Origin of the sequence: Paenirhizobium naphthalenivorans (assembly GCF_007992095.1) — a bacterium.
Taxonomy (GTDB): domain Bacteria; phylum Pseudomonadota; class Alphaproteobacteria; order Rhizobiales; family Rhizobiaceae; genus Allorhizobium; species Allorhizobium naphthalenivorans.
In genome coordinates, this window is record NZ_BJZP01000005.1 from 1 (window position 1) to 17,409 (window position 17,409).

Annotated in this window: 20 protein-coding genes and 1 pseudogene; 20 read left to right on the forward strand and 1 reads right to left on the reverse strand. The window is 67.4% G+C overall.

Annotated elements, in window-relative coordinates:
* Nucleotides 1-67: 67 nt before the first annotated feature.
* Nucleotides 68-715 carry a hypothetical protein gene (locus RNA01_RS06510; protein ID WP_147179164.1) on the forward strand — a complete coding sequence of 216 codons (648 nt, stop codon included), beginning with the start codon at nt 68-70 and terminating at the stop codon, nt 713-715.
* A gap of 430 nt (nt 716-1,145) precedes the next feature.
* Nucleotides 1,146-2,396 (forward strand): DNA-packaging protein, encoded by a 1,251-nt coding sequence (locus RNA01_RS06515; protein ID WP_371864056.1) that lies wholly within the window; start codon nt 1,146-1,148, stop codon nt 2,394-2,396.
* A 92-nt stretch (nt 2,397-2,488) separates the two neighbouring features.
* Here RNA01_RS06515 and RNA01_RS24325 read toward each other — a convergent pair whose 3' ends face one another.
* Complete coding sequence (locus RNA01_RS24325; protein ID WP_268906687.1) at nt 2,489-2,623, reverse strand: hypothetical protein; 135 nt, start codon at nt 2,621-2,623, stop codon at nt 2,489-2,491.
* Between the two features lie 242 nt (nt 2,624-2,865).
* On the opposite strand from RNA01_RS24325, the gene RNA01_RS06520 reads away from it, so the two are divergent.
* The 18 genes and pseudogenes from RNA01_RS06520 (at nt 2,866) to RNA01_RS06605 (ending at nt 17,344) form a co-directional block, all read left to right on the forward strand.
* Complete coding sequence (locus tag RNA01_RS06520; protein WP_147179165.1) at nt 2,866-3,474, forward strand: glycoside hydrolase family 19 protein; 609 nt, start codon at nt 2,866-2,868, stop codon at nt 3,472-3,474.
* A 59-nt stretch (nt 3,475-3,533) separates the two neighbouring features.
* Entirely contained in the window at nt 3,534-4,694 is a 1,161-nt protein-coding gene (locus RNA01_RS06525) for a phage portal protein (protein WP_147179166.1), read from the forward strand.
* A gap of 304 nt (nt 4,695-4,998) precedes the next feature.
* The gene (locus tag RNA01_RS06530) at nt 4,999-5,319 is read left to right on the forward strand and encodes a DUF6107 family protein (RefSeq protein WP_147179167.1); all 321 of its coding nucleotides are present in this window, start codon (nt 4,999-5,001) and stop codon (nt 5,317-5,319) included.
* Nucleotides 5,320-5,417: 98 nt separating this feature from the next.
* Nucleotides 5,418-5,993 carry an HK97 family phage prohead protease gene (locus RNA01_RS06535; protein WP_147179168.1) on the forward strand — a complete coding sequence of 192 codons (576 nt, stop codon included), beginning with the start codon at nt 5,418-5,420 and terminating at the stop codon, nt 5,991-5,993.
* Nucleotides 5,994-5,996: 3 nt separating this feature from the next.
* Nucleotides 5,997-7,283: a phage major capsid protein gene (locus tag RNA01_RS06540; RefSeq protein WP_235916470.1), complete on the forward strand. Its 1,287-nt coding sequence runs from the start codon at nt 5,997-5,999 to the stop codon at nt 7,281-7,283.
* A 161-nt stretch (nt 7,284-7,444) separates the two neighbouring features.
* Entirely contained in the window at nt 7,445-8,014 is a 570-nt protein-coding gene (locus RNA01_RS06545) for a head-tail connector protein (protein ID WP_147179169.1), read from the forward strand.
* 2 nt (nt 8,015-8,016) lie between these two features.
* Complete coding sequence (locus tag RNA01_RS06550) at nt 8,017-8,352, forward strand: phage head closure protein (protein ID WP_147179170.1); 336 nt, start codon at nt 8,017-8,019, stop codon at nt 8,350-8,352.
* Complete coding sequence (locus tag RNA01_RS06555; protein WP_147179171.1) at nt 8,349-8,603, forward strand: hypothetical protein; 255 nt, start codon at nt 8,349-8,351, stop codon at nt 8,601-8,603. Before RNA01_RS06550 ends, RNA01_RS06555 begins: the two co-directional genes overlap by 4 nt.
* A complete protein-coding gene (locus RNA01_RS06560; RefSeq protein ID WP_147179172.1) occupies nt 8,600-9,010 on the forward strand; it encodes a DUF3168 domain-containing protein in 411 nt (136 codons plus the stop codon). Before RNA01_RS06555 ends, RNA01_RS06560 begins: the two co-directional genes overlap by 4 nt.
* 167 nt (nt 9,011-9,177) lie before the next feature.
* Nucleotides 9,178-9,585: a phage major tail protein, TP901-1 family gene (locus RNA01_RS06565; protein WP_147179173.1), complete on the forward strand. Its 408-nt coding sequence runs from the start codon at nt 9,178-9,180 to the stop codon at nt 9,583-9,585.
* Nucleotides 9,585-9,968: a gene transfer agent family protein gene (locus RNA01_RS06570; RefSeq protein ID WP_147179174.1), complete on the forward strand. Its 384-nt coding sequence runs from the start codon at nt 9,585-9,587 to the stop codon at nt 9,966-9,968. Before RNA01_RS06565 ends, RNA01_RS06570 begins: the two co-directional genes overlap by 1 nt.
* Nucleotides 9,969-9,994: 26 nt before the next feature.
* On the forward strand, nt 9,995-10,213 hold the full coding sequence (locus RNA01_RS06575; RefSeq protein WP_147179175.1) for a phage tail assembly chaperone: 219 nt from the start codon (nt 9,995-9,997) through the stop codon (nt 10,211-10,213).
* Between the two features lie 95 nt (nt 10,214-10,308).
* A pseudogene (locus tag RNA01_RS06580) lies at nt 10,309-10,900 on the forward strand (phage tail tape measure protein).
* Between the two features lie 45 nt (nt 10,901-10,945).
* The gene (locus tag RNA01_RS06585) at nt 10,946-11,587 is read left to right on the forward strand and encodes a DUF2460 domain-containing protein (protein ID WP_147179176.1); all 642 of its coding nucleotides are present in this window, start codon (nt 10,946-10,948) and stop codon (nt 11,585-11,587) included.
* Complete coding sequence (locus RNA01_RS06590; protein WP_147179177.1) at nt 11,584-12,477, forward strand: phage/gene transfer agent baseplate hub protein; 894 nt, start codon at nt 11,584-11,586, stop codon at nt 12,475-12,477. The genes RNA01_RS06585 and RNA01_RS06590 overlap by 4 nt, the downstream gene beginning before the upstream one ends.
* Nucleotides 12,478-12,539: 62 nt before the next feature.
* Nucleotides 12,540-12,974: an NlpC/P60 family protein gene (locus RNA01_RS06595; protein WP_147179178.1), complete on the forward strand. Its 435-nt coding sequence runs from the start codon at nt 12,540-12,542 to the stop codon at nt 12,972-12,974.
* Nucleotides 12,975-13,106: 132 nt separating this feature from the next.
* Complete coding sequence (locus RNA01_RS06600) at nt 13,107-16,934, forward strand: baseplate multidomain protein megatron (RefSeq protein WP_147179179.1); 3,828 nt, start codon at nt 13,107-13,109, stop codon at nt 16,932-16,934.
* A 185-nt stretch (nt 16,935-17,119) separates the two neighbouring features.
* Nucleotides 17,120-17,344 carry a hypothetical protein gene (locus tag RNA01_RS06605; RefSeq protein WP_147179180.1) on the forward strand — a complete coding sequence of 75 codons (225 nt, stop codon included), beginning with the start codon at nt 17,120-17,122 and terminating at the stop codon, nt 17,342-17,344.
* Nucleotides 17,345-17,409 lie beyond the last annotated feature (65 nt).

The window sequence follows — 17,409 nt, forward strand, 5'->3', positions numbered from 1 at the left end:
GCTTTTTTGTTGGGCGTCTGGTCTCGGCCATCTTCGGCTGCCGGCGCCTCGACACGGAGACATCATCATGGACGACAGGGTTGATAGCGACCTGGGGCTGCTTGGCCTCGGGCGCGGCGGAAAGGCGTGGCCTTTGGCCGAATGCGCGCGGGCGGCGGGCGCTGCCGTGCTGGAGATGAAGTCGGCGCAGCCGCTGTCGCCGGTCGATCGGCTGGCGGCTCTGCTCGACGACCTGACCCAGGAGATGCGCGAGCAGTTCGAGCTGTTTCGCCAGTTGCGCGCGGCGGCCGTGGCGATCCTGTCCGGAACCGCCGAGGGCGATAGCGATACGTTGGACGAGGCTGGCGCAAGTGGCGTGGACGAGGCGGCGGCGAAGGCGGCGCGGGCCGATGCCAAGGCGGCGACCGACGCGATCGCGCTGATCGTGCGGACGCTGGAAAAGATCGACAGCCTGCAACGCCAGCTGGCGCGAGACCGCGAGGACGCAGCCCTTTCGAGCGGCGAAGGCGAGGACGATGAAGCGATCAAGGCCGAACTCCTGCGGATCATCGAAGCACAGGCGGAATCACGGGCCAAAGCCCGGTTCGAAGCCTGGCGGGCCGATGGCGAAGGGCTTGTCGCCGGTGGCGCGGTGGGAGGCGCCGATGGCGGCGCCATGGACTGCATCGGCGGCGAGCCTGAACCGCCAGCACCGCCGGGCATGGGAAGCGGTTGAGAAGGCGACCGCCGAGAGTGGTGCCAGACAGGCGACCGGAATCCTCGACGGTATGCGGGGTGGAATGGAGCGGATTGGCCGGGAACGCAGCAACGCGATGGGATCGGTCTGGAGGCTGATCGGCGACATGACAGGCCGGCCCGTGGCGAACGTCGCCCTTGGCGATAGCGGCTCCAGCGAGGTAGTGTCCGGCGCGCAAGCCGCTGATGCCGAGGAGCGTTCGACGCCGCGTTCTTTGGACGAACCACGTCCGCCAGTGCCGGCAGAGGGCGAAGGCCCGCCGGCTGGGCGCGACGGGCAAAGCCAGCCGTGGGCCGAACGGAGCGAGGCTCACGGACCGGCCGGGCCGGACGACAATGGGCCGCCGGATGGGACGGACACGGAGGCGGAGGAACGGGCCCGCTCTTCAGCCGAAGCCGATCTGGACGCGCTGCTTTTGGCACGCGGGATCCTGGGCTGCCGGCGGGTCGGGCGGGACTGGGAACTCGCGGGTCGAGCCGAGCAACAGCCACCCAAGGGAGACTGGGCGACCTGGCTGATCATGGGCGGGCGTGGATCGGGCAAGACGCGGGCCGGCGCCGAATGGGTGCATGGACTGGCGCTTGCCGCCGGGCCGCGCACGGGTCTGCGCATCGCGCTGATCGCCGAGACGCTGGGCGACGCCCGCGAGGTGATGATCGACGGGGCCTCCGGCATTGCCCGGATCGCCCGGCGGATGCGGCCGGAGGTGGAGATTTCGCGGCGCCGGATCGTCTGGCCGAACGGGGCGATGGCGCAGATCTTCTCCTCGGAGGATCCGGAAAGCCTGCGCGGGCCGCAGTTCCATTATGCCTGGTGCGACGAACTGGCCAAATGGAAACATGCCGAGGAGACCTTCGACATGTTGCAGTTCGGGCTGAGGCTGGGGGCGCGGCCGCGCCAGCTGATCACCACCACCCCGCGCGCCGTGCCGCTGTTGAAGCGGCTGATCCGCGATCCGGAGACGCGGATGTCGCGGCTTTCGACCGCCGACAATGCGGATCACCTGGCGCCGGGGTTTCTCGCCGCGCTGGAGCGTCGTTATGGCGGGACCCGGCTTGGACGGCAGGAACTCGGCGGCGAGCTGGTCGAGGATCGCGAGGACGCCCTGTGGCGGCGCGACCGGCTGGAGGCGCTGACCGTGCGGCTGAGCGAGCCGCTCGGCCGGATCGTCGTCGCGGTCGATCCGCCGGCCGGAAGCGGTGCCGCCTCGGTTTGCGGCATCGTCGTGGCCGGGCTGATGGACAACGGGCGAGCGGCGGTGCTGGCCGATTGCTCGGTCGAGGGCCGAAGTCCGGCCGACTGGGCCCGCGCGGTGGCCGCCGCCTATCGTCGCTTCGAGGCGGACCGGGTGGTGGCGGAAGTCAACCAGGGCGGCGACATGGTGGCGGCGACCTTGAAAAGCGTCGAGGCCAACCTGCCGGTGACCATGGTACGGGCGACGCGCGGCAAGTTCCTGCGGGCCGAGCCGGTTGCGGCCCTCTACGAACAGGGCCGGGTGGTGCATGCCGGCCGCTTCGTCGAACTGGAAGACCAGATGTGCGACTTCGGCCCTGACGGGCTGTCTTCGGGGCGCTCGCCGGACCGGCTGGACGCGCTGGTCTGGGCGCTGACGGTGTTGCTGCTGAAGGAGGGGAGTGAGCCGCGGATCAGAGGCGTGTGAGGATCAGGTCGCCATGCCGGGAGGCCGCACGCGGCGGCAAAAAGAAACCGGCGCTCGAAGGCGCCGGCGCGATCACAGGGGCCGAAAGCCGCTTACTTGGCCGTGGCAGCGACCGGCTGCGGGCCGGCCAGACGCATCTGGCGCCATTCGTTTTCGAGGCGCTCAAGCACATGGGCCGGAATGGTCGCGGCCGGGGCCTTGGTCTGGGTCGTGCTGTTCACTTGCATCTCTCTACTCCTCACGGCGTTCGTGTGGGGGATGAAACTTCCAATGCGGCGGAAAGTTCCACAGTGTTAAATCTTTGTAAATATGGGCGCCTGCCCCTCTAAACGATTGAAATTCCTTCAAACGATTTAAACACCCAGGAAATTTTCGGCGGTGGTTAACCGCCGGGCCGGACGAACGGCTCCGGGTCAGGTCGAGGGCCACGGCCGGGCGGAAAACAGCACTTTCGACACGGGAGAGCGAGATGGCATTCGACGAGCAGCGATTCTTCAAATCGGTCCGCCGCGACCTGTTTTCCGGTCGGCTGACGGCGGCGCAGGTCTCCGGCATGAAGGCGCTCGTCGCCGGCTGGCGGGCGCTCGGCGACGTGGACGATCCATGCCGTCTGGCCTATTGCCTGGCGACCGCGTTTCACGAGACCGGCGGGCGGATGCAGCCGGTGCGCGAGACCTTCGCGGCCTCCGACGGGACGACCATCGCCCGGCTCGACCGGGCCTATGCCGCCGGGCTGCTGCCGCAGGTGCGCCGACCCTATTGGCGAGTGGATGCCGAGGGCAAGAGCTGGTTCGGCCGGGGGCTGGTGCAGATCACCCACAAGCGCAATTACCAAAAGCTCTCCGAAGCGATCGGGGTCGACCTTGTCGGCGACCCCGGCCGGGCGCTCAAGCTCGACGTGGCGGTCAAGGTTCTGATCGTCGGCATGCGCGACGGTTTGTTCAGCGGGGTCAGGCTGGCTGATGCGTTTGGCGGGGAAAGCCCCGACTGGACCGGCGCGCGGCGCATCGTCAACGGTCGCGACCGGGCCGCACTGGTGGCGGGTTACGGGCGGGCCTTTCTGGCGGCGCTGAGCTAGGCGACGCGGCACCGGCGCGGTTTGCCGTCTTCTCGATCAACAGCAACAGGATGGATCCGATGAAATTGCCGTTCCGTCTGCCGTGGGCTCTCCCGGCGGAAAGAAGCGCCATGTCCGAAACCAAGGCGAGCGGGTCCCAGGGGTTTTCGCTGGTGGCAGGCGAGGGCGAGGCGCGCTGGTCCGGCAGGTCCTATCCGACGCTGTCGCGCGAGGGCTTCATGAAGAACCCGGTGGCCCACCGCACGGTGCGGCTGGTGGCGGAGGCGGCCGCGGCCATCCCATGGCTTGCCTATCGCGACGGACAGGAGGTCGAAGGCCATGCGGCGCTGGCGCTGGTCGGACGGCCGAATGCCCACATGGGCGGGGCGGATTTCTTCGAGGCGCTCTACGGCCACCTGCTGCTGTCCGGCAACAGCTATGTCGAGGCGCTGGCGATCGGCATCCGGCCGGCCGAACTGCATCTGCTGCGGCCCGACCGCGTCTCGGTGGTGGCCGGCGCCGACGGCTGGCCGCAGGCCTATGACTATCGCACCGGCACGGTGAGGCGGCGGATTCCGGCCGAGGGTGGCGAAGGACTGCTGCATCTGAAGCTTTTCCATCCACTCGACGACCACATTGGTTTTCCGCCGCTGGCGGCGGCTCAAGTGGCGCTCGATCTGCACAATGCCGCAGCGCGCTGGAACAAGGCGCTGCTCGACAATTCGGCCCGGCCCTCGGGCGCGCTGGTCTATCAGCCGAAGGAGGGCGGCAACCTTTCCGCCGACCAGTACGAGCGGCTGAAGAGCGAGCTGGACGAGGGCTATTCCGGACCGATGCGGGCCGGGCGGCCGCTGCTGCTCGAGGGCGGGCTCGACTGGAAATCGATGGGCCTGTCGCCCAAGGACATGGACTTCGTCGAGGCGCGCAATGGCGCGGCCCGCGACATCGCGCTCGCCTTCGGTGTGCCGCCCATGCTGCTCGGCATTCCCGGCGACAATACCTACGCCAACTACCAGGAGGCCAACCGGGCCTTCTATCGGCTGACCGTTCTGCCGCTCGTCTCCCGGACGGCAGCGAGCTTCTCCGGCCTCCTCTCCACGCTGTTCGGCGAGCCGTTGCGGCTGGTGCCGGACCTCGACCAGGTGGCGGGGCTGGCGGCCGAGCGCGACGCGCTCTGGGCAAGGCTGGGGGCCGCGGACTTTCTCACCGAGGAGGAGAAGCGGCAGGCCGTGGGCTATTGAGAGCTTGCGGCTTGGTCCTGCGACAAGGGCAGAAGGGGAGGGGCAACCGGAAGGGCGCACTTCAACCTGAATCGGAAGATGAACCGGTTGAAGTGGCACCTGATGTCGCGGACTCAAAGTCTCAGACATCTCGGCCAAGGGATTCAATCGACTCGGAAAATGCCCTGCACTTAAAGCGCCACGCGAAGCTGTCCGGGGGGCTTTCTGGGCCTCCCGCAGGCCGGTGTGGGGCGGCGGGAGGTGGGGCCGACGTCCATCGGGAGCCTTTCAGTCTTCGCGCATTTTAGCGGCGGGAGATTAACAAATGACTGACTTCAGCCATGACGGGGGCGTGTGGAGCGCGCGGGTGATCGGGGCGATCGCCGGCTCGGCAATCTCGCTCGTCTACCTGTTGCCGAAAGGTCGGCGCGAGGCGGCGGTGCGGTTCCTGACCGGGGTCGCCTGCGGCATGATCTTTGGCGGGCCGGCGGGGCTGTGGATCGCGGCCAAGCTCGACGTGGCGGCCGATCTGTCGCCCCAGGAGATCATGCTGGCCGGGGCGACGGCGGCGAGCCTTTCGGCCTGGTGGGGGCTCGGTCTGCTGGTCCGCCTCTTCGCCCGCTACGGCCAGCGGCCGGGCGGGTAAGGGCACTGCGGGCACGGCGTCACCTTCTCCCCGGCGGGGAGAGAAGAGGGAGCGGCGATGCCGCTCGAAGAACCATCCAAGATCACGAGGAGACTGCCATGCACGCTCGACGCGGGCCCGTTTCGCTGACTGAAAAATTCGTCAACCTGACCCTGAAGGGCGTCGAGGGCGACGGCTCGTTTTCGGGTTATGCCAGCCTGTTCGGCGAGGTCGATCTCGGGCGCGACGCGATCGAGCCGGGGGCGTTCGAGCGGTCGCTGGCCATGCGCGGCGCCAAGGGTGTGCGCATGCTCTTCCAGCATGATCCGGCCGAGCCGATCGGCGCGTGGCGGGTGATCCGCGAGGACGCCCGGGGGCTCTATGTCGAGGGACAACTGTCGCCGGGGGTGGCCCGCGCCCGCGAGGTGCATGCGCTGATGAAGTCGGGCGCGCTCGACGGACTGTCGATCGGCTTTCGTACCGTGCGCTCGAGGCGCGAAAGGAAGAGCGGCGTGCGCCGCATTCTCGAGGCCGACCTCTGGGAGATCTCGGTGGTGACTTTTCCGATGCTGCCGGCCGCACGGGTCTCGAACGTCAAGCACGCGCGGTTTTTCCGCGACAGGGATACCGAGCTCGCCCGCGCCATGCGCAAGGCGGCCCGGTCGTTGGCCATGGATGTCTTCAGGAAAGGATGACAGATGAGCGAAGCGATGAAGCAGCAGATCAAGCCGTGCGCCGTGGCAGAACGCGTGGCCCCCGAAGTCAAGGCGGCGCCGGACAGCGTGACGGTGGCTTTCGAGGATTTCATGACCGCTTTCGAGGCGTTCAAGGACGTCAACGATCAGCGGCTTTCCGAGATCGAGCAGAAGCTGACCGCCGACGTGGTGACGCGCGACAAGATGGAGCGGATCAACAAGGCAATGGACGAGCAGGGCCGGGTGCTCGACGAGCTGGTGCTGAAGAAGATGCGTCCGCCGCTATCGCGCGGCGGCGATGCGGACGGACCGGAGACGGCCGAGCACAAGGCGGCGTTCGAGGCTTATATCCGTCGCGGCGACGAGGCGGGCCTGCGCGAGTTGGAGGCCAAGGCGTTGAGCGCGGGAACGCCGGCCGACGGCGGCTATCTGGTGCCGCCCGAGACCGACACGGAGATCGGCCGCAGACTGTCGGTCGTCTCGCCGATCCGCGCGCTGGCGACCGTGCGGCAGGTTTCGGGCTCGGTGCTGAAGAAGCCGTTGTCGCCGGCCGGCATGACCGCCGGCTGGGTGGCCGAGACGGCGGCGCGACCGCAGACGGCGACGGCGCAGCTTGCCGAACTGTCGTTCCCGACCATGGAACTCTATGCCATGCCGGCGGCCAGCCAGGCGCTGCTGGACGACGCGGCCGTCGACATCGAGGCGTGGATCGCCGGCGAAGTGGACATCGCCTTCGCCGAACAGGAGGGCACCGCTTTCGTCTCGGGCGACGGGGTCAACAAGCCGAAGGGTTTCCTCGCCTATGATCAGGTGGCCGACGACGCCTGGGAGTGGGGCAAGATCGGCACTCTGGCGACCGGGGTGGCCGGGGCTTTCGCCGCCTCCGGCCCGTCCGACGTGCTGGTCGATCTGGTCTATGCGCTGAAGGCCGGGCACCGGCAGAACGCCAGCTTCGTCATGAGCCGCAAGACGCAAGGCGAGATCCGCAAGTTCAAGGATGCCGATGGCAATTATCTCTGGCAGCCGCCAGCAAGGCCGGGCGAGAACGCATCGCTGATCGGCTTTCCGGTCGCCGAGGCTGAGGACATGCCGGCGATTGCCGCCAATGCCACGGCGATCGCCTTCGGTGACTTCCGCTCGGGCTATCTGGTGGTCGACCGGGTTGGGGTGCGCGTGCTGCGCGATCCCTATTCGGCCAAGCCCTATGTACTGTTCTACACCACCAAGCGCGTCGGTGGCGGCGTGCAGAACTTCGAGGCGATCAAGCTGGTGAAGTTCGCGGCCGGTTGATCTGCAGATGTTTCGGAAAAGGGCCGCTCGCCAAAGGCCGGCGCTTTTCCGCAGTGTCCAGCACCCGGCGACTGGCCCCAGTCGCCGAAATCCCATTCTCCCCCGTTTGGGGATGAGATGACGCGCGGCGCATTCCGCCCGAAAGCCGAGGACCCGTTTCCATGACCTATATCCAGACCATTCCGCCCGCGGCGGAGCCGCTGACGCTTGTCGAGGCCAAGGCGCATCTGCGCGTCGATGGCGCAGACGAAGACGCGCTGATCGCCGCGCTTGTCACGGTTGCGCGCGAACATATCGAACGCGAGACGGGGCTGGCGCTGATCACGCAAGGGTTTCGGCTCTGCCTCGACGACTGGCCAAGGGACGGCGTGATCCAGATCGTACGTGGGCCGGTGCGCGAGGTGACGGGCGTCATCGTCTATGATGGCGAGGGTGATCCGGCCGCTGTTTCGCTCACCGATCATCTGCTGGACGGGGAGGCCCGACCGGCGCGGCTGTGGCTGCGCGATCCGCCGGCGCTAGGGCGGGAACTGAACGGCATCGAGATCGATTTCACCGCAGGCTATGGCGCAAGCGGCGCGGATGTGCCCGACACGCTGAAACGGGCGATGCTGCTGCATGTGGCGGTGATGTTTGCCGTGCGCGGGGCGATCGCGCTCGACAGCCAGCCGGCGGCGATCCCGCCCGGCTACGAGCGGCTGATCGCGCCTTTTTGCCGACGGGGGCTTTGACCATGGGCCTCATAGACTTCGATCCCGGACAGTTCAGCGCCCGGCTGGTGTTGGAAAAACCGGTCGAGACCGCTGACGGGCAGGGTGGCGCCACCATCGGCCATGAGGTCGTGACGAGCCTCTGGGCAAGGATCGAGCCGCTTTCCGCCAGCGTCGAGGACATGGCCGGCGCGGGGCGCGTGACGATCACCCATCAAGTCTGGCTGCATTCTCGTGCGGACATCGCGGCCGGCATGCGGCTGGGCAAGGGCACACGGCGTTTCGTCATCGAAAGCGCGCGCGATCCCGACGAAACCGGGCGTTTTCTACTCTGCCGCTGTCGGGAGGAGGCGCAATGAGGGCCGCGATCCGTATGTCGCTGGCACACACGGGGGCGGATCTCGGGATCGCCCTGCGGCGGGCGCTGGCCGGAAGCCTGGCGCGGCAGGTGGCGCAGATCCGGGCGATGGAGACCGCAACGGACGGGATACCGGATGCCGGGACGCATGAGGCTCTGACGCAGACAGAGGCGCAATGGCCGAACGATGCGGCGGGTCAAGACCTGCGCGGGGCGAACGGCCTTCATGGAAGAGGAGGACAGGCGCGATGACCAGTCCGGTGAACGAATTTCTGGCGGCGGTCCAGGCAAGGCTTTCCGCCGATGCCGGGCTCGTCGCGCTGGTCGGCGCAAGCGGTCTGCGCGACCGGCGGGCCGACCGGCTCGATCTGCCGGCCCTGGTGCTGGGCACGGTGGAGACGCGCGACTATTCGACGGCGAGCGAGGCCGGTGTCGAGATCCTGATGACGCTGGAGGCCTGGTCGGCGACCAGCCGGCGCGAGGCCGAGGCGATCGCCGCCAAGGCGCGTGTCGTGCTGGGCGATGCGCCGCCGATGCTTGCAGGGGCCGTGCTGGTGTCGCTGCGCCATCGCCGGACGGTGAGCCGGCGTGAGGTCAAGACCGGATTCTTCGCCGCCGAGATGGCGTTTCGCGCGGTGGTGGAGTTGACGGTGGAGTGACAGGGCGACGCCCGGCAATTGCCTTGAGCCCAGGACGCGCTGTCGCAGCGCGTGGGGCTTGCCGACGGCGGACCCGTGAGGGGCGGGCAGGGGGGCGTGCGGGGCATGGGCCATCGTCAGCCGCACCCTGACAGATAGGATTTTTCACGGATCGAGAGGATTTCCAGATGACGGCACAGAGGGGCAAGGACCTGCTGTTGAAGGTCCATGACGGTGCGGATTATGCGACCGTGGCGGGACTGCGGACCAAGCGGCTCGCCTTCAATGCGCAGACCGTCGACGTGACCGATGCGGAAAGCGCCGGGCGCTGGCGCGAGCTTCTGGGCGGGGCGGGCGTGCAGCGCGCCTCCCTGTCGGGCGCGGGCCTGTTCAAGGATCAAGCCTCCGATGCGCTGGTCCGCGGCGTCTTCTTCGCCGGCGAGGTCCTGTCGTGGCAGGTGGTGATTCCGGATTTCGGTACGGTGAGCGGGCCGTTTCAGGTGACGGCGCTTGAATATGCCGGATCCCATGACGGCGAACTCACCTTCGAACTGGCGCTGGAATCGGCCGGCGCGCTCGCCTTCGGTGTCCTGTGATGCGGAGCGCGGGCGAGAGCCTTGTCGGCGTCGGACGAGCCAACCGCCGGCGCGGCGAGGTGGAGGCGATGATCGACGGACATCGGCGGATCCTGTGCCTGACGCTTGGGGCGCTGGCCGAACTGGAGACGTCCTTCGGGGTCGACAGCCTTGCCGATCTCGGCGCGCGCTTCGCCTCCGGCCGGCTGAAGGCGGTTGATCTCACACGCATTCTTGGCGCCGGCTTGAGGGGCGGCGGCAACCGGTTAAGCGACGAGGATCTGGCCGACATGGCGGTGGAGGGCGGATTGGCCGGGGCGGCGGCCGTGGTCCGCGACCTGCTGGTCGTGACCTTCGCACCGGGTGACGGACAACAGAAGGGGGAAGGCTCTCCGGACCCCTGAGGGCCGCAGGCGGCAAAGGCGGCGGGGTGCGCGCCTTCCCCTGGGAGGCGGTGCTCGATGCCGGGCTTTGCCGTCTGCGGCTTGATCCAACGGTGTTCTGGGGGCTGAGCCTTGCCGAATTCACCGCGATGGCGGGCGGTCTTGCCAGGCGTGGGGAGAGGTTGAAGCGCGAGGGGCTCGAGAGGTTGATGTCAGCCTATCCCGATGGATCAAGTGAGGGCGCGAGGCTTTCAACCGCTCCGTGATCCCGCGCCCATATGAGGATCAGGCGGCGGCGAGGGCCGACGCCACGGCTTCCGGCGTCCGAGATGACGCTTTCACGTTCAGGGAGGTAGTTTCCATGACGGGTGAGGACACACTTGCGCTTTCGCTCGACCTCGATGCGGCAGAGGCGCTCAAGGTGCTGGACGATCTGGAGGCGCGGTCGCGGAGTTTTGGCGCGGCGCTGACCTCGGCGCTGAAGGGGGCGACCGCCGGGGGCAAGGGGCTGGAGGATACGCTGAAATCGGTCGGCACGCGGCTTGCCGATCTTGCGCTGTCGGCCGGCCTGAAGCCGCTTGAGAGGCTGCTGGGCAATGCCATGACCGGCTTGATTTCCGGGCTCACGACAGGATTTGGCGCGATCATGCCGTTTGCCGCAGGCGGCATACCGGGGCGGGTGACACCCTTTGCCGCTGGGGGCGTGGTGTCGGCGCCGACCTATTTTCCGCTGGAGGGCGGACCTTGGCCTGATGGGCGAGGCGGGCGCCGAGGCCATCGTTCCCTTGAAGCGCAGCTCGGACGGATCGCTCGGCGTGGCAAGCAGCGGTTCTGGCACGACCCAGATCAATTTCCATGTGACGGCCAGCGACGCGGCAAGCTTTGCCCGTAGCGAGGGGCAGATCACCGCCATGCTGGCGCGTAGCGTCGGGCGCGGGCGGCGGCATCTCTAGGCAGGTCGCCGGCCATCCCGGTGCCGTCCAGACGAGGAGCAAGCCATGAGCAGTGGTTTTCACGAGGTGCGCTTTCCGCTGCGCCTGTCGCTGTCGACGAGCGGCGGGCCGACGCGGCGCACCGACATCGTCGATCTGACCAACGGGCGTGAGGCGCGCAATGCCCGATGGCGCAACTCGCGCCGGGTCTATGACGCAGGCTCCGGTCTGCGTTCGCTTGCCGATCTCTATGCCGTGGTGGCCTTCTTCGAGGCGCGCGGTGGGCAGCTCCACGGCTTTCGCTTTCGCGACCCGCTGGACGGCACATCCGGCGAACCGGGCGAGGCGGTGACACCCTTCGATCAGACGATCGGCATGGGCGATGGCGAGACCGCGCGTTTTACGCTGGTGAAAACCTATGGCGATGCGGGCGGCGAATGGCGGCGGGAGATCGTCAAGCCGGTGGCCGGGACGGTGCGGCTGGCCGTGGACGGCGTGGAACTGCCGGAGACGGGGTTTACCTGCGATGCGACGACGGGGATCATCACCTTTGGAGGGGAATATATTCCCTCTGTCGGGGCGCTGGTGCAGGCCGGCTTTGCCTTTGACGTGCCGGTGCGTTTCGACACTGACCGCATCGACGTCAATGTCGAGGCTTTCAAGGCCGGGCGCATTCCCGCCATTCCGCTGACGGAGATACTGCCATGAGAGAGATCGCCAGTGCGCTCGCCGCACATCTGTCCGGCGACGCCACCACGCTGTGCCGCGCCTGGCGGGTGACGCGGCGGGACGGGCAGATGATGGGCTTCACCGAGCACGATCGCAACCTTGCCTTCGCCGGCACGGATTTTCTCGCCGCGAGCGGTTTTGCCGGGACCGAGGCCCGCGAGGCCAACGGCATGGCGGCGCCGGGCGCCGAAGTCACCGGTGGATTTTCCAGCGAGGCGATCCGGGAGGAGGATCTCGCCGCCGGTCGCTATGACGGAGCGCGGGTCGAGGTCTTTTCCGTCAACTGGCAGGACCCTGAGGGCCAGCATCTGCTGCTCAAGGTGCAGGAGATCGGCGAAGTGTCGCGCGCCGGCGGGGCCTTTAACGCCGAGCTGCGCAGTTTTGCCCATCGATTGTCGCAGGAGCAGGGCCGGGTTTTTGGCCGGCGCTGCGACGCGAGCCTCGGTGACGGTCGCTGTCGGGTGGATCTATCGGCTTCCGGACGGCGGGCGACGGGGACGGTGGCCGCTCTCGAAGGCCGGGATCGGATTCTGGTTTCCGGGCTTGACGGTTTCGAGGACGGGCATTTCCGGCTCGGTACGCTGCGGTTCGACACTGGCGCCAATCAAGGGCTGACGGTGGAGATCGACGGCAATGCGGCGGTTTCCGGGGCTACGCGGCTGACGCTCTGGCTGCCACTGGAAAGTCCGCCTGCTGTGGGCGACGGGGTGACGGTGACGGTCGGTTGCGACAAGGGCTTTTCGACCTGCCGCGAGCGCTTTGCCAATGCCGTCAATTTTCGCGGCTTTCCGCATATGCCGGGCAGCGATTTCGCCTATTCCTACGTGAAGGGCGAGAGCACGCATGACGGGGCACCTTTGTTCGAGTGACGTGATGGCGTCGGTGCGCCGTCACGATTTTCCGCTAGTCCAAACTCCCCCAAGGAAGCACCATGTCCGTTATCGCAGCACGGGTTGTCGCGATCGCCGAGACCTGGATCGGTACGCCCTACCGCCATCAGGCCTCGACCAGGGGAGTCGGTTGCGATTGCCTGGGGCTGGTGCGTGGGATCTGGCGCGAGATCTATGGCGTGGAGCCGGAGCCTGTGGCGCCCTATGCGCCGGACTGGGCCGAGCGCTCCGGCAAAGAGCGTTTGCTGGAGGCGGCGGGCCGGCATTGTGCGGCGGTGCAGCATCTCGGGGAGGCGCTGCCGGGCGATCTTGTGATCTTCCGCTTCCGCCAGCAGTTCGCCGCCAAGCATGCCGGCATTCTCGCCGCGCCGGACGCCTTCATCCATGCCTATGAACAAGCGGCGGTGATCCGTTCGGCCCTAGTGCCGGCCTGGAGCAGACGGATTGCCGGAATCTACCGGTTCCCGGAGATTTGACCGCAGGCGACCGTCGAACGGATATGCGGCGAACCCGCTTGCGCCGACGCAGCGTATTCCGCGTCTGTTGTTGAACAACCTCACTTCTTCCCAATCCAGGCGAGCATCCATGCGGGTGCCGGAGGCGAGCCCATGGCGACAATCCTCTTCCAGGCGGCGGGTGCAGCGCTTGGCTCTGTCTTCGGGCCGCTTGGCGCGGTGATCGGTCGGGCGGCGGGGGCGCTGGCCGGCAATATGGTCGACCGCGCGCTGATCGGCGGGACAACTGTCACCGGATCGCATCTTTCGGCGGCGCGTCTGCCGGGGGCGGCGGAAGGCACGGCGATCCCGCGCCTCTATGGCACGGCAAGGCTTGGCGGCACGCTGATCTGGGCGACTCGCTTCGAGGAGGAGGTGACGACCGAACGGGCAGGCGCCAAGGCGACGGGCACAAGGGTCAAGACCTATCGTTACTTCGCCAATCTGGCGATCGGGCTTTGCGAGGGGAAGGTGGCGGCGGTGCGCCGGGTCTGGGCCGATGGTCAGGAGATCGACCTGACCGAGATCGAGATGCGCTTCTATCCTGGAAGCGAGGACCAATTGCCCGATCCGCTGATCGAGGCGAAACAGGGGACGGGCAGGGCGCCGGCCTATCGCGGCCTTTCCTATGTGGTGTTCGAGCACCTGCCGCTCGACGATTTCGGTAATCGCATTCCGCTGTTGCAGTTCGAGGTGATCCGGCCGGTCGGCGCGCTGGAGAACATGGTTCGGGCCGTGACCGTCATTCCCGGCTCGACCGAGCATGGCTATGCGACCGTGCAGGTCAAGGAAAGGACGGGCGACGGGGCCTCGCGCATCATCAACCGCAACACACTTGTGGCGCACACCGACTGGCAGGCGTCGATCGACGAATTGCAGGCGCTTTGCCCCAATCTGGAAAACGTCGCGCTGGTGGTCTCGTGGTTCGGCACGGACCTGCGGGCCGGCGAGTGCCGGGTGGTGCCGGGCGTCGAGGTGGAAAGCCGGACGCGTGAGAGCCGCAGTTGGCGGGTCTCGGGCGTGACGCGCGATGCGGCCTATCTGGTCAGCTGCCACGATGGCGGTCCGGCCTATGGCGGCACACCGGACGATCGAAGCGTGGTCGAGGCGATCGCCGATCTCAAGGCGCGCGGCCTCAAAGTGACGCTCTATCCTTTCGTGATGATGGATATTCCTCAGGGCAACGGACTTGCCGATCCTTACGGCGGGGCCGAACAGGCGGCCTATCCGTGGCGCGGGCGGATCACCTGTCACCCGGCGCCGGGACGGCCGGGCTCGCCGGATCGCACTGCGGCGATCCCGGCGATGATCGCGGCCTTCTGCGGTTCGGCGGAGGCGAGCGAGTTTACGGTGTCGGGAACGACGGTCAGCTTCGGCGGAGCAGAGACGGGCTATCGCCGCATGGTGCTGCACTATGCGCTGCTGGCGCAGGCGGCGGGCGGGGTCGACGGCTTCCTGATCGGTTCGGAACTGCGCGGGCTGACGACGCTGCGCGATGAAGGCGACGGCTTTCCCTTCGTCACGGCGCTGGCCGATCTTGCGACCGACGTGCGTGCCATCCTCGGTTCCACAACGAAGATCACCTATGGGGCCGACTGGAGCGAATACTTCGGGCACCATCCGGCGGATGGCTCGGGCGATGTCTTCTTCCATCTGGACCCGCTCTGGGCGCATCCGGCGATCAATGCGGTCGGTATCGACAATTACATGCCGCTGTCCGACTGGCGCGACGCCGATCTCGAGGGAGCCAATCCTGACGGGTTTCGCCTCGCCGACGACGGTCAAGCCATGGCGCGCCAGATCACGGCCGGCGAGGGATATGACTGGTATTACGCAAGCGAGACGCATCGGGCGGCGCGTATTCGCTCGCCGATCACCGATGGGCTGGCGGGCAAGCCCTGGGTGTTTCGTTTCAAGGACATGGAAGGTTGGTGGGGCAATCCGCACTTCGACCGGGCAGGCGGCGTGGAGAAGGCGGTGCCGAGTGCCTGGACACCGGGGATGAAGCCGGTCTGGTTCACCGAACTCGGCTGCGCGGCGATCGACAAGGGGGCGAACCAGCCGAATGTCTTTGGCGATCCCAAATCGGCGGAAAACGCGCTGCCCTATTTCTCCAGCGGAGCACGCTCCGACAGCCAGCAGCGACGCTTCCTCGAAACGCACCTCGGACATTGGCAGGACGGCATGGTCGATCCGGCGCATGTCTTCCTGTGGACCTGGGACGCACGACCGCAGCCGGCCTTTCCGCAGGATGTAGATCTCTGGGCCGACGGCACGAACTGGCGCACCGGCCATTGGCTGAACGGGCGACTGGGCACTGGTACACTGGCGGATGTGCTGGCGGCCCTGCTGTCCGATCACGGCTTTATCGACTTCGATGTCTCGCAGGTGAGCGGCGATCTGACCGGCTATGTGCAGGGCGATCTTGCCTCGGCGCGTAGTCTGATCGAGCCGCTGGCGGAGAGCTTCCTGATCGACATCATCGAGGATGGCGCAAAGCTTCGCTTTCGTTCGCGCGGGGCGGCGAGCCTGCCAGCGCTGGACGTTCCGGTTCTCGCCGACCTGAAGGACGAACCGCTGTGGCGCGAAACGCGCGGCCATGACAGCGATTTCGCCGCCGAGGCCTCGTTGACCTATTACGATCCGGCCGGCGATTACGAAGAGGCGAGCGCCAGATCACGCCGGGTCGAGGCGGCGACACAGCGGCAATTGGCGCGCGATTTGATGGCGGTCCTGGCAGGCGAAACGGCGCTGGCGCTCGCCGAAGGCATGCTGCGCGACCATCGCATCGGCCGGCGCCGACTGGAATTCTCGCTCGGGCCGGGGGAGATCTCGATTCAGCCGGGCGACGTGCTGCGGCTCACAGATGGGCCGGAAGGCCGGTTTCTGGTCGGCGAGATCGACGACGGGTTGGCGCGGCGGCTGAGCCTGCGCGAGGTGGCGGGGGCGGTGTCGACAACGCCGGTCAGCGAGGGAACGGGACGCACGCCGGCGAGACCGGCGGCGATCGGCTTCGATCCGGTCATCCAGCTGATGGATCTGCCGCGTTATGCGCCCGGTGGGGCAACGGATTTCGCCAGCGCGGCCGGGCTGACCCGGCCGTGGCGGCGCATGCTGATCTCATCGTCCGCCGAGAACGAGGGCTTTCGCCCGCGCGTGGCGCTGGAGCGACCGGCGACTCTGGGGCGTCTGGCACTGGCCCTTGGGAATGGCGTCTCGGGCCGATTTGACCGGTCACAAGGGCTGGAGGTGGAGCTTTCTTTCGGCAGCTTTTCCTCGGTAAGCCGGCTTGCGGCGCTGGACGGCGCAAACAGGCTGGCGGTACGTGCGGCAAACGGCGCCTGGGAGGTGATCGGCTTTGCCGAGGCGGAGGAGATCTCGTCCGGCCGCTGGCGGCTAGCGCCCCTGCTGCGGGGCCTTGGCGGGACCGAGGATGCGATGCTCGCCGGGGCGCAAGCGGGCGCCATGGCCGTACTGCTCGACGAGGCGGTGAGGCCGCTCGGCCTGAGTGCCGGGGAGGCGGGGCTTTCGCTCGCCTATATCGCCGAGCGGCTCGGCATGTCGGCATCCCCGGCGGAACTTGGCGTCTTTGCCGGCGGCTTGCGGGCCGAGATACCACTCCAGCCGGTGCATCTTTCGGCGCGGCGTGATGCGGCGGGCGATATCGTCTTCGGCTGGATCCGCAGATCCCGTGTCGATGCCGACAGCTGGCTACCGGCCGAGGTGCCGCTCGATGAGGCATACGAGGCCTATCGGGTGGAAATCCTCGATGAAACCGAGGTGCGGCGGGTGAGCGAGGTCGCGGAAGCGCGATTCGTCTATGCGCAGGCTTATGAAATGGTGGATTTCGGCGGGATGCAGACGCGTATCCGGCTGCGGGTTCGCCAGCTCGGGCGGGTCGCGGAAGGGATCGCGGCCGAGGCTGAAATCGCGGTGACGTGAAGTACGGCCGTCGCGGACCCGAATCCTCTCCGGCGCCCATCCGTCAGCCGTCTGCCGGCAATATTGGCCTTTGGGAGGCGAAAAGGGGCGGGCCGAGCTGGCGCGGCGGCGTTTCGCCGGACCATGCGGCCAGATCAATCAACAACCACCAATCAATTCACATCAACCCTTGAAAGGAGCGAGCCATGCTCGACATGAAGCAATGGTATCAGTCGAAAACCGTGTGGGGGGCGCTGATTGCGATGGCGGCGCCGCTTTTGCGACATGCAGGTGTCGAAATGGGGCTTGCCGAACAAGCCAACCTCGCCGATGCTTTGGCGAGCTTCGCCGGTGCGTTCGGGGGCGTTCTGGCGATCTACGGACGCGTCATGGCGCGTGGGCCGATCGATCTAGGCGGCGGCCGCAATTGATCCGGGCATTCATTTGCCATTCAGAAGGCATGCGGTAGATAGAGAGTAATAGTAAGCAGTGGTGC

Bases quoted from the DNA above. Each gene is read 5' to 3' on its own strand.
- RNA01_RS06510 (WP_147179164.1), top strand. From the start codon at position 68: ATGGACGACAGGGTTGATAGCGACCTGGGGCTGCTTGGCCTCGGGCGC.
- RNA01_RS24325 (WP_268906687.1), bottom strand. From the start codon at position 2,623: ATGCAAGTGAACAGCACGACCCAGACCAAGGCCCCGGCCGCGACCATT.
- RNA01_RS06520 (WP_147179165.1), top strand. From the start codon at position 2,866: ATGGCATTCGACGAGCAGCGATTCTTCAAATCGGTCCGCCGCGACCTG.
- RNA01_RS06525 (WP_147179166.1), top strand. From the start codon at position 3,534: ATGAAATTGCCGTTCCGTCTGCCGTGGGCTCTCCCGGCGGAAAGAAGC.
- RNA01_RS06530 (WP_147179167.1), top strand. From the start codon at position 4,999: ATGACTGACTTCAGCCATGACGGGGGCGTGTGGAGCGCGCGGGTGATC.
- RNA01_RS06535 (WP_147179168.1), top strand. From the start codon at position 5,418: ATGCACGCTCGACGCGGGCCCGTTTCGCTGACTGAAAAATTCGTCAAC.
- RNA01_RS06540 (WP_235916470.1), top strand. From the start codon at position 5,997: ATGAGCGAAGCGATGAAGCAGCAGATCAAGCCGTGCGCCGTGGCAGAA.
- RNA01_RS06545 (WP_147179169.1), top strand. From the start codon at position 7,445: ATGACCTATATCCAGACCATTCCGCCCGCGGCGGAGCCGCTGACGCTT.
- RNA01_RS06550 (WP_147179170.1), top strand. From the start codon at position 8,017: ATGGGCCTCATAGACTTCGATCCCGGACAGTTCAGCGCCCGGCTGGTG.
- RNA01_RS06555 (WP_147179171.1), top strand. From the start codon at position 8,349: ATGAGGGCCGCGATCCGTATGTCGCTGGCACACACGGGGGCGGATCTC.
- RNA01_RS06560 (WP_147179172.1), top strand. From the start codon at position 8,600: ATGACCAGTCCGGTGAACGAATTTCTGGCGGCGGTCCAGGCAAGGCTT.
- RNA01_RS06565 (WP_147179173.1), top strand. From the start codon at position 9,178: ATGACGGCACAGAGGGGCAAGGACCTGCTGTTGAAGGTCCATGACGGT.
- RNA01_RS06570 (WP_147179174.1), top strand. From the start codon at position 9,585: ATGCGGAGCGCGGGCGAGAGCCTTGTCGGCGTCGGACGAGCCAACCGC.
- RNA01_RS06585 (WP_147179176.1), top strand. From the start codon at position 10,946: ATGAGCAGTGGTTTTCACGAGGTGCGCTTTCCGCTGCGCCTGTCGCTG.
- RNA01_RS06590 (WP_147179177.1), top strand. From the start codon at position 11,584: ATGAGAGAGATCGCCAGTGCGCTCGCCGCACATCTGTCCGGCGACGCC.
- RNA01_RS06595 (WP_147179178.1), top strand. From the start codon at position 12,540: ATGTCCGTTATCGCAGCACGGGTTGTCGCGATCGCCGAGACCTGGATC.
- RNA01_RS06600 (WP_147179179.1), top strand. From the start codon at position 13,107: ATGGCGACAATCCTCTTCCAGGCGGCGGGTGCAGCGCTTGGCTCTGTC.
- RNA01_RS06605 (WP_147179180.1), top strand. From the start codon at position 17,120: ATGCTCGACATGAAGCAATGGTATCAGTCGAAAACCGTGTGGGGGGCG.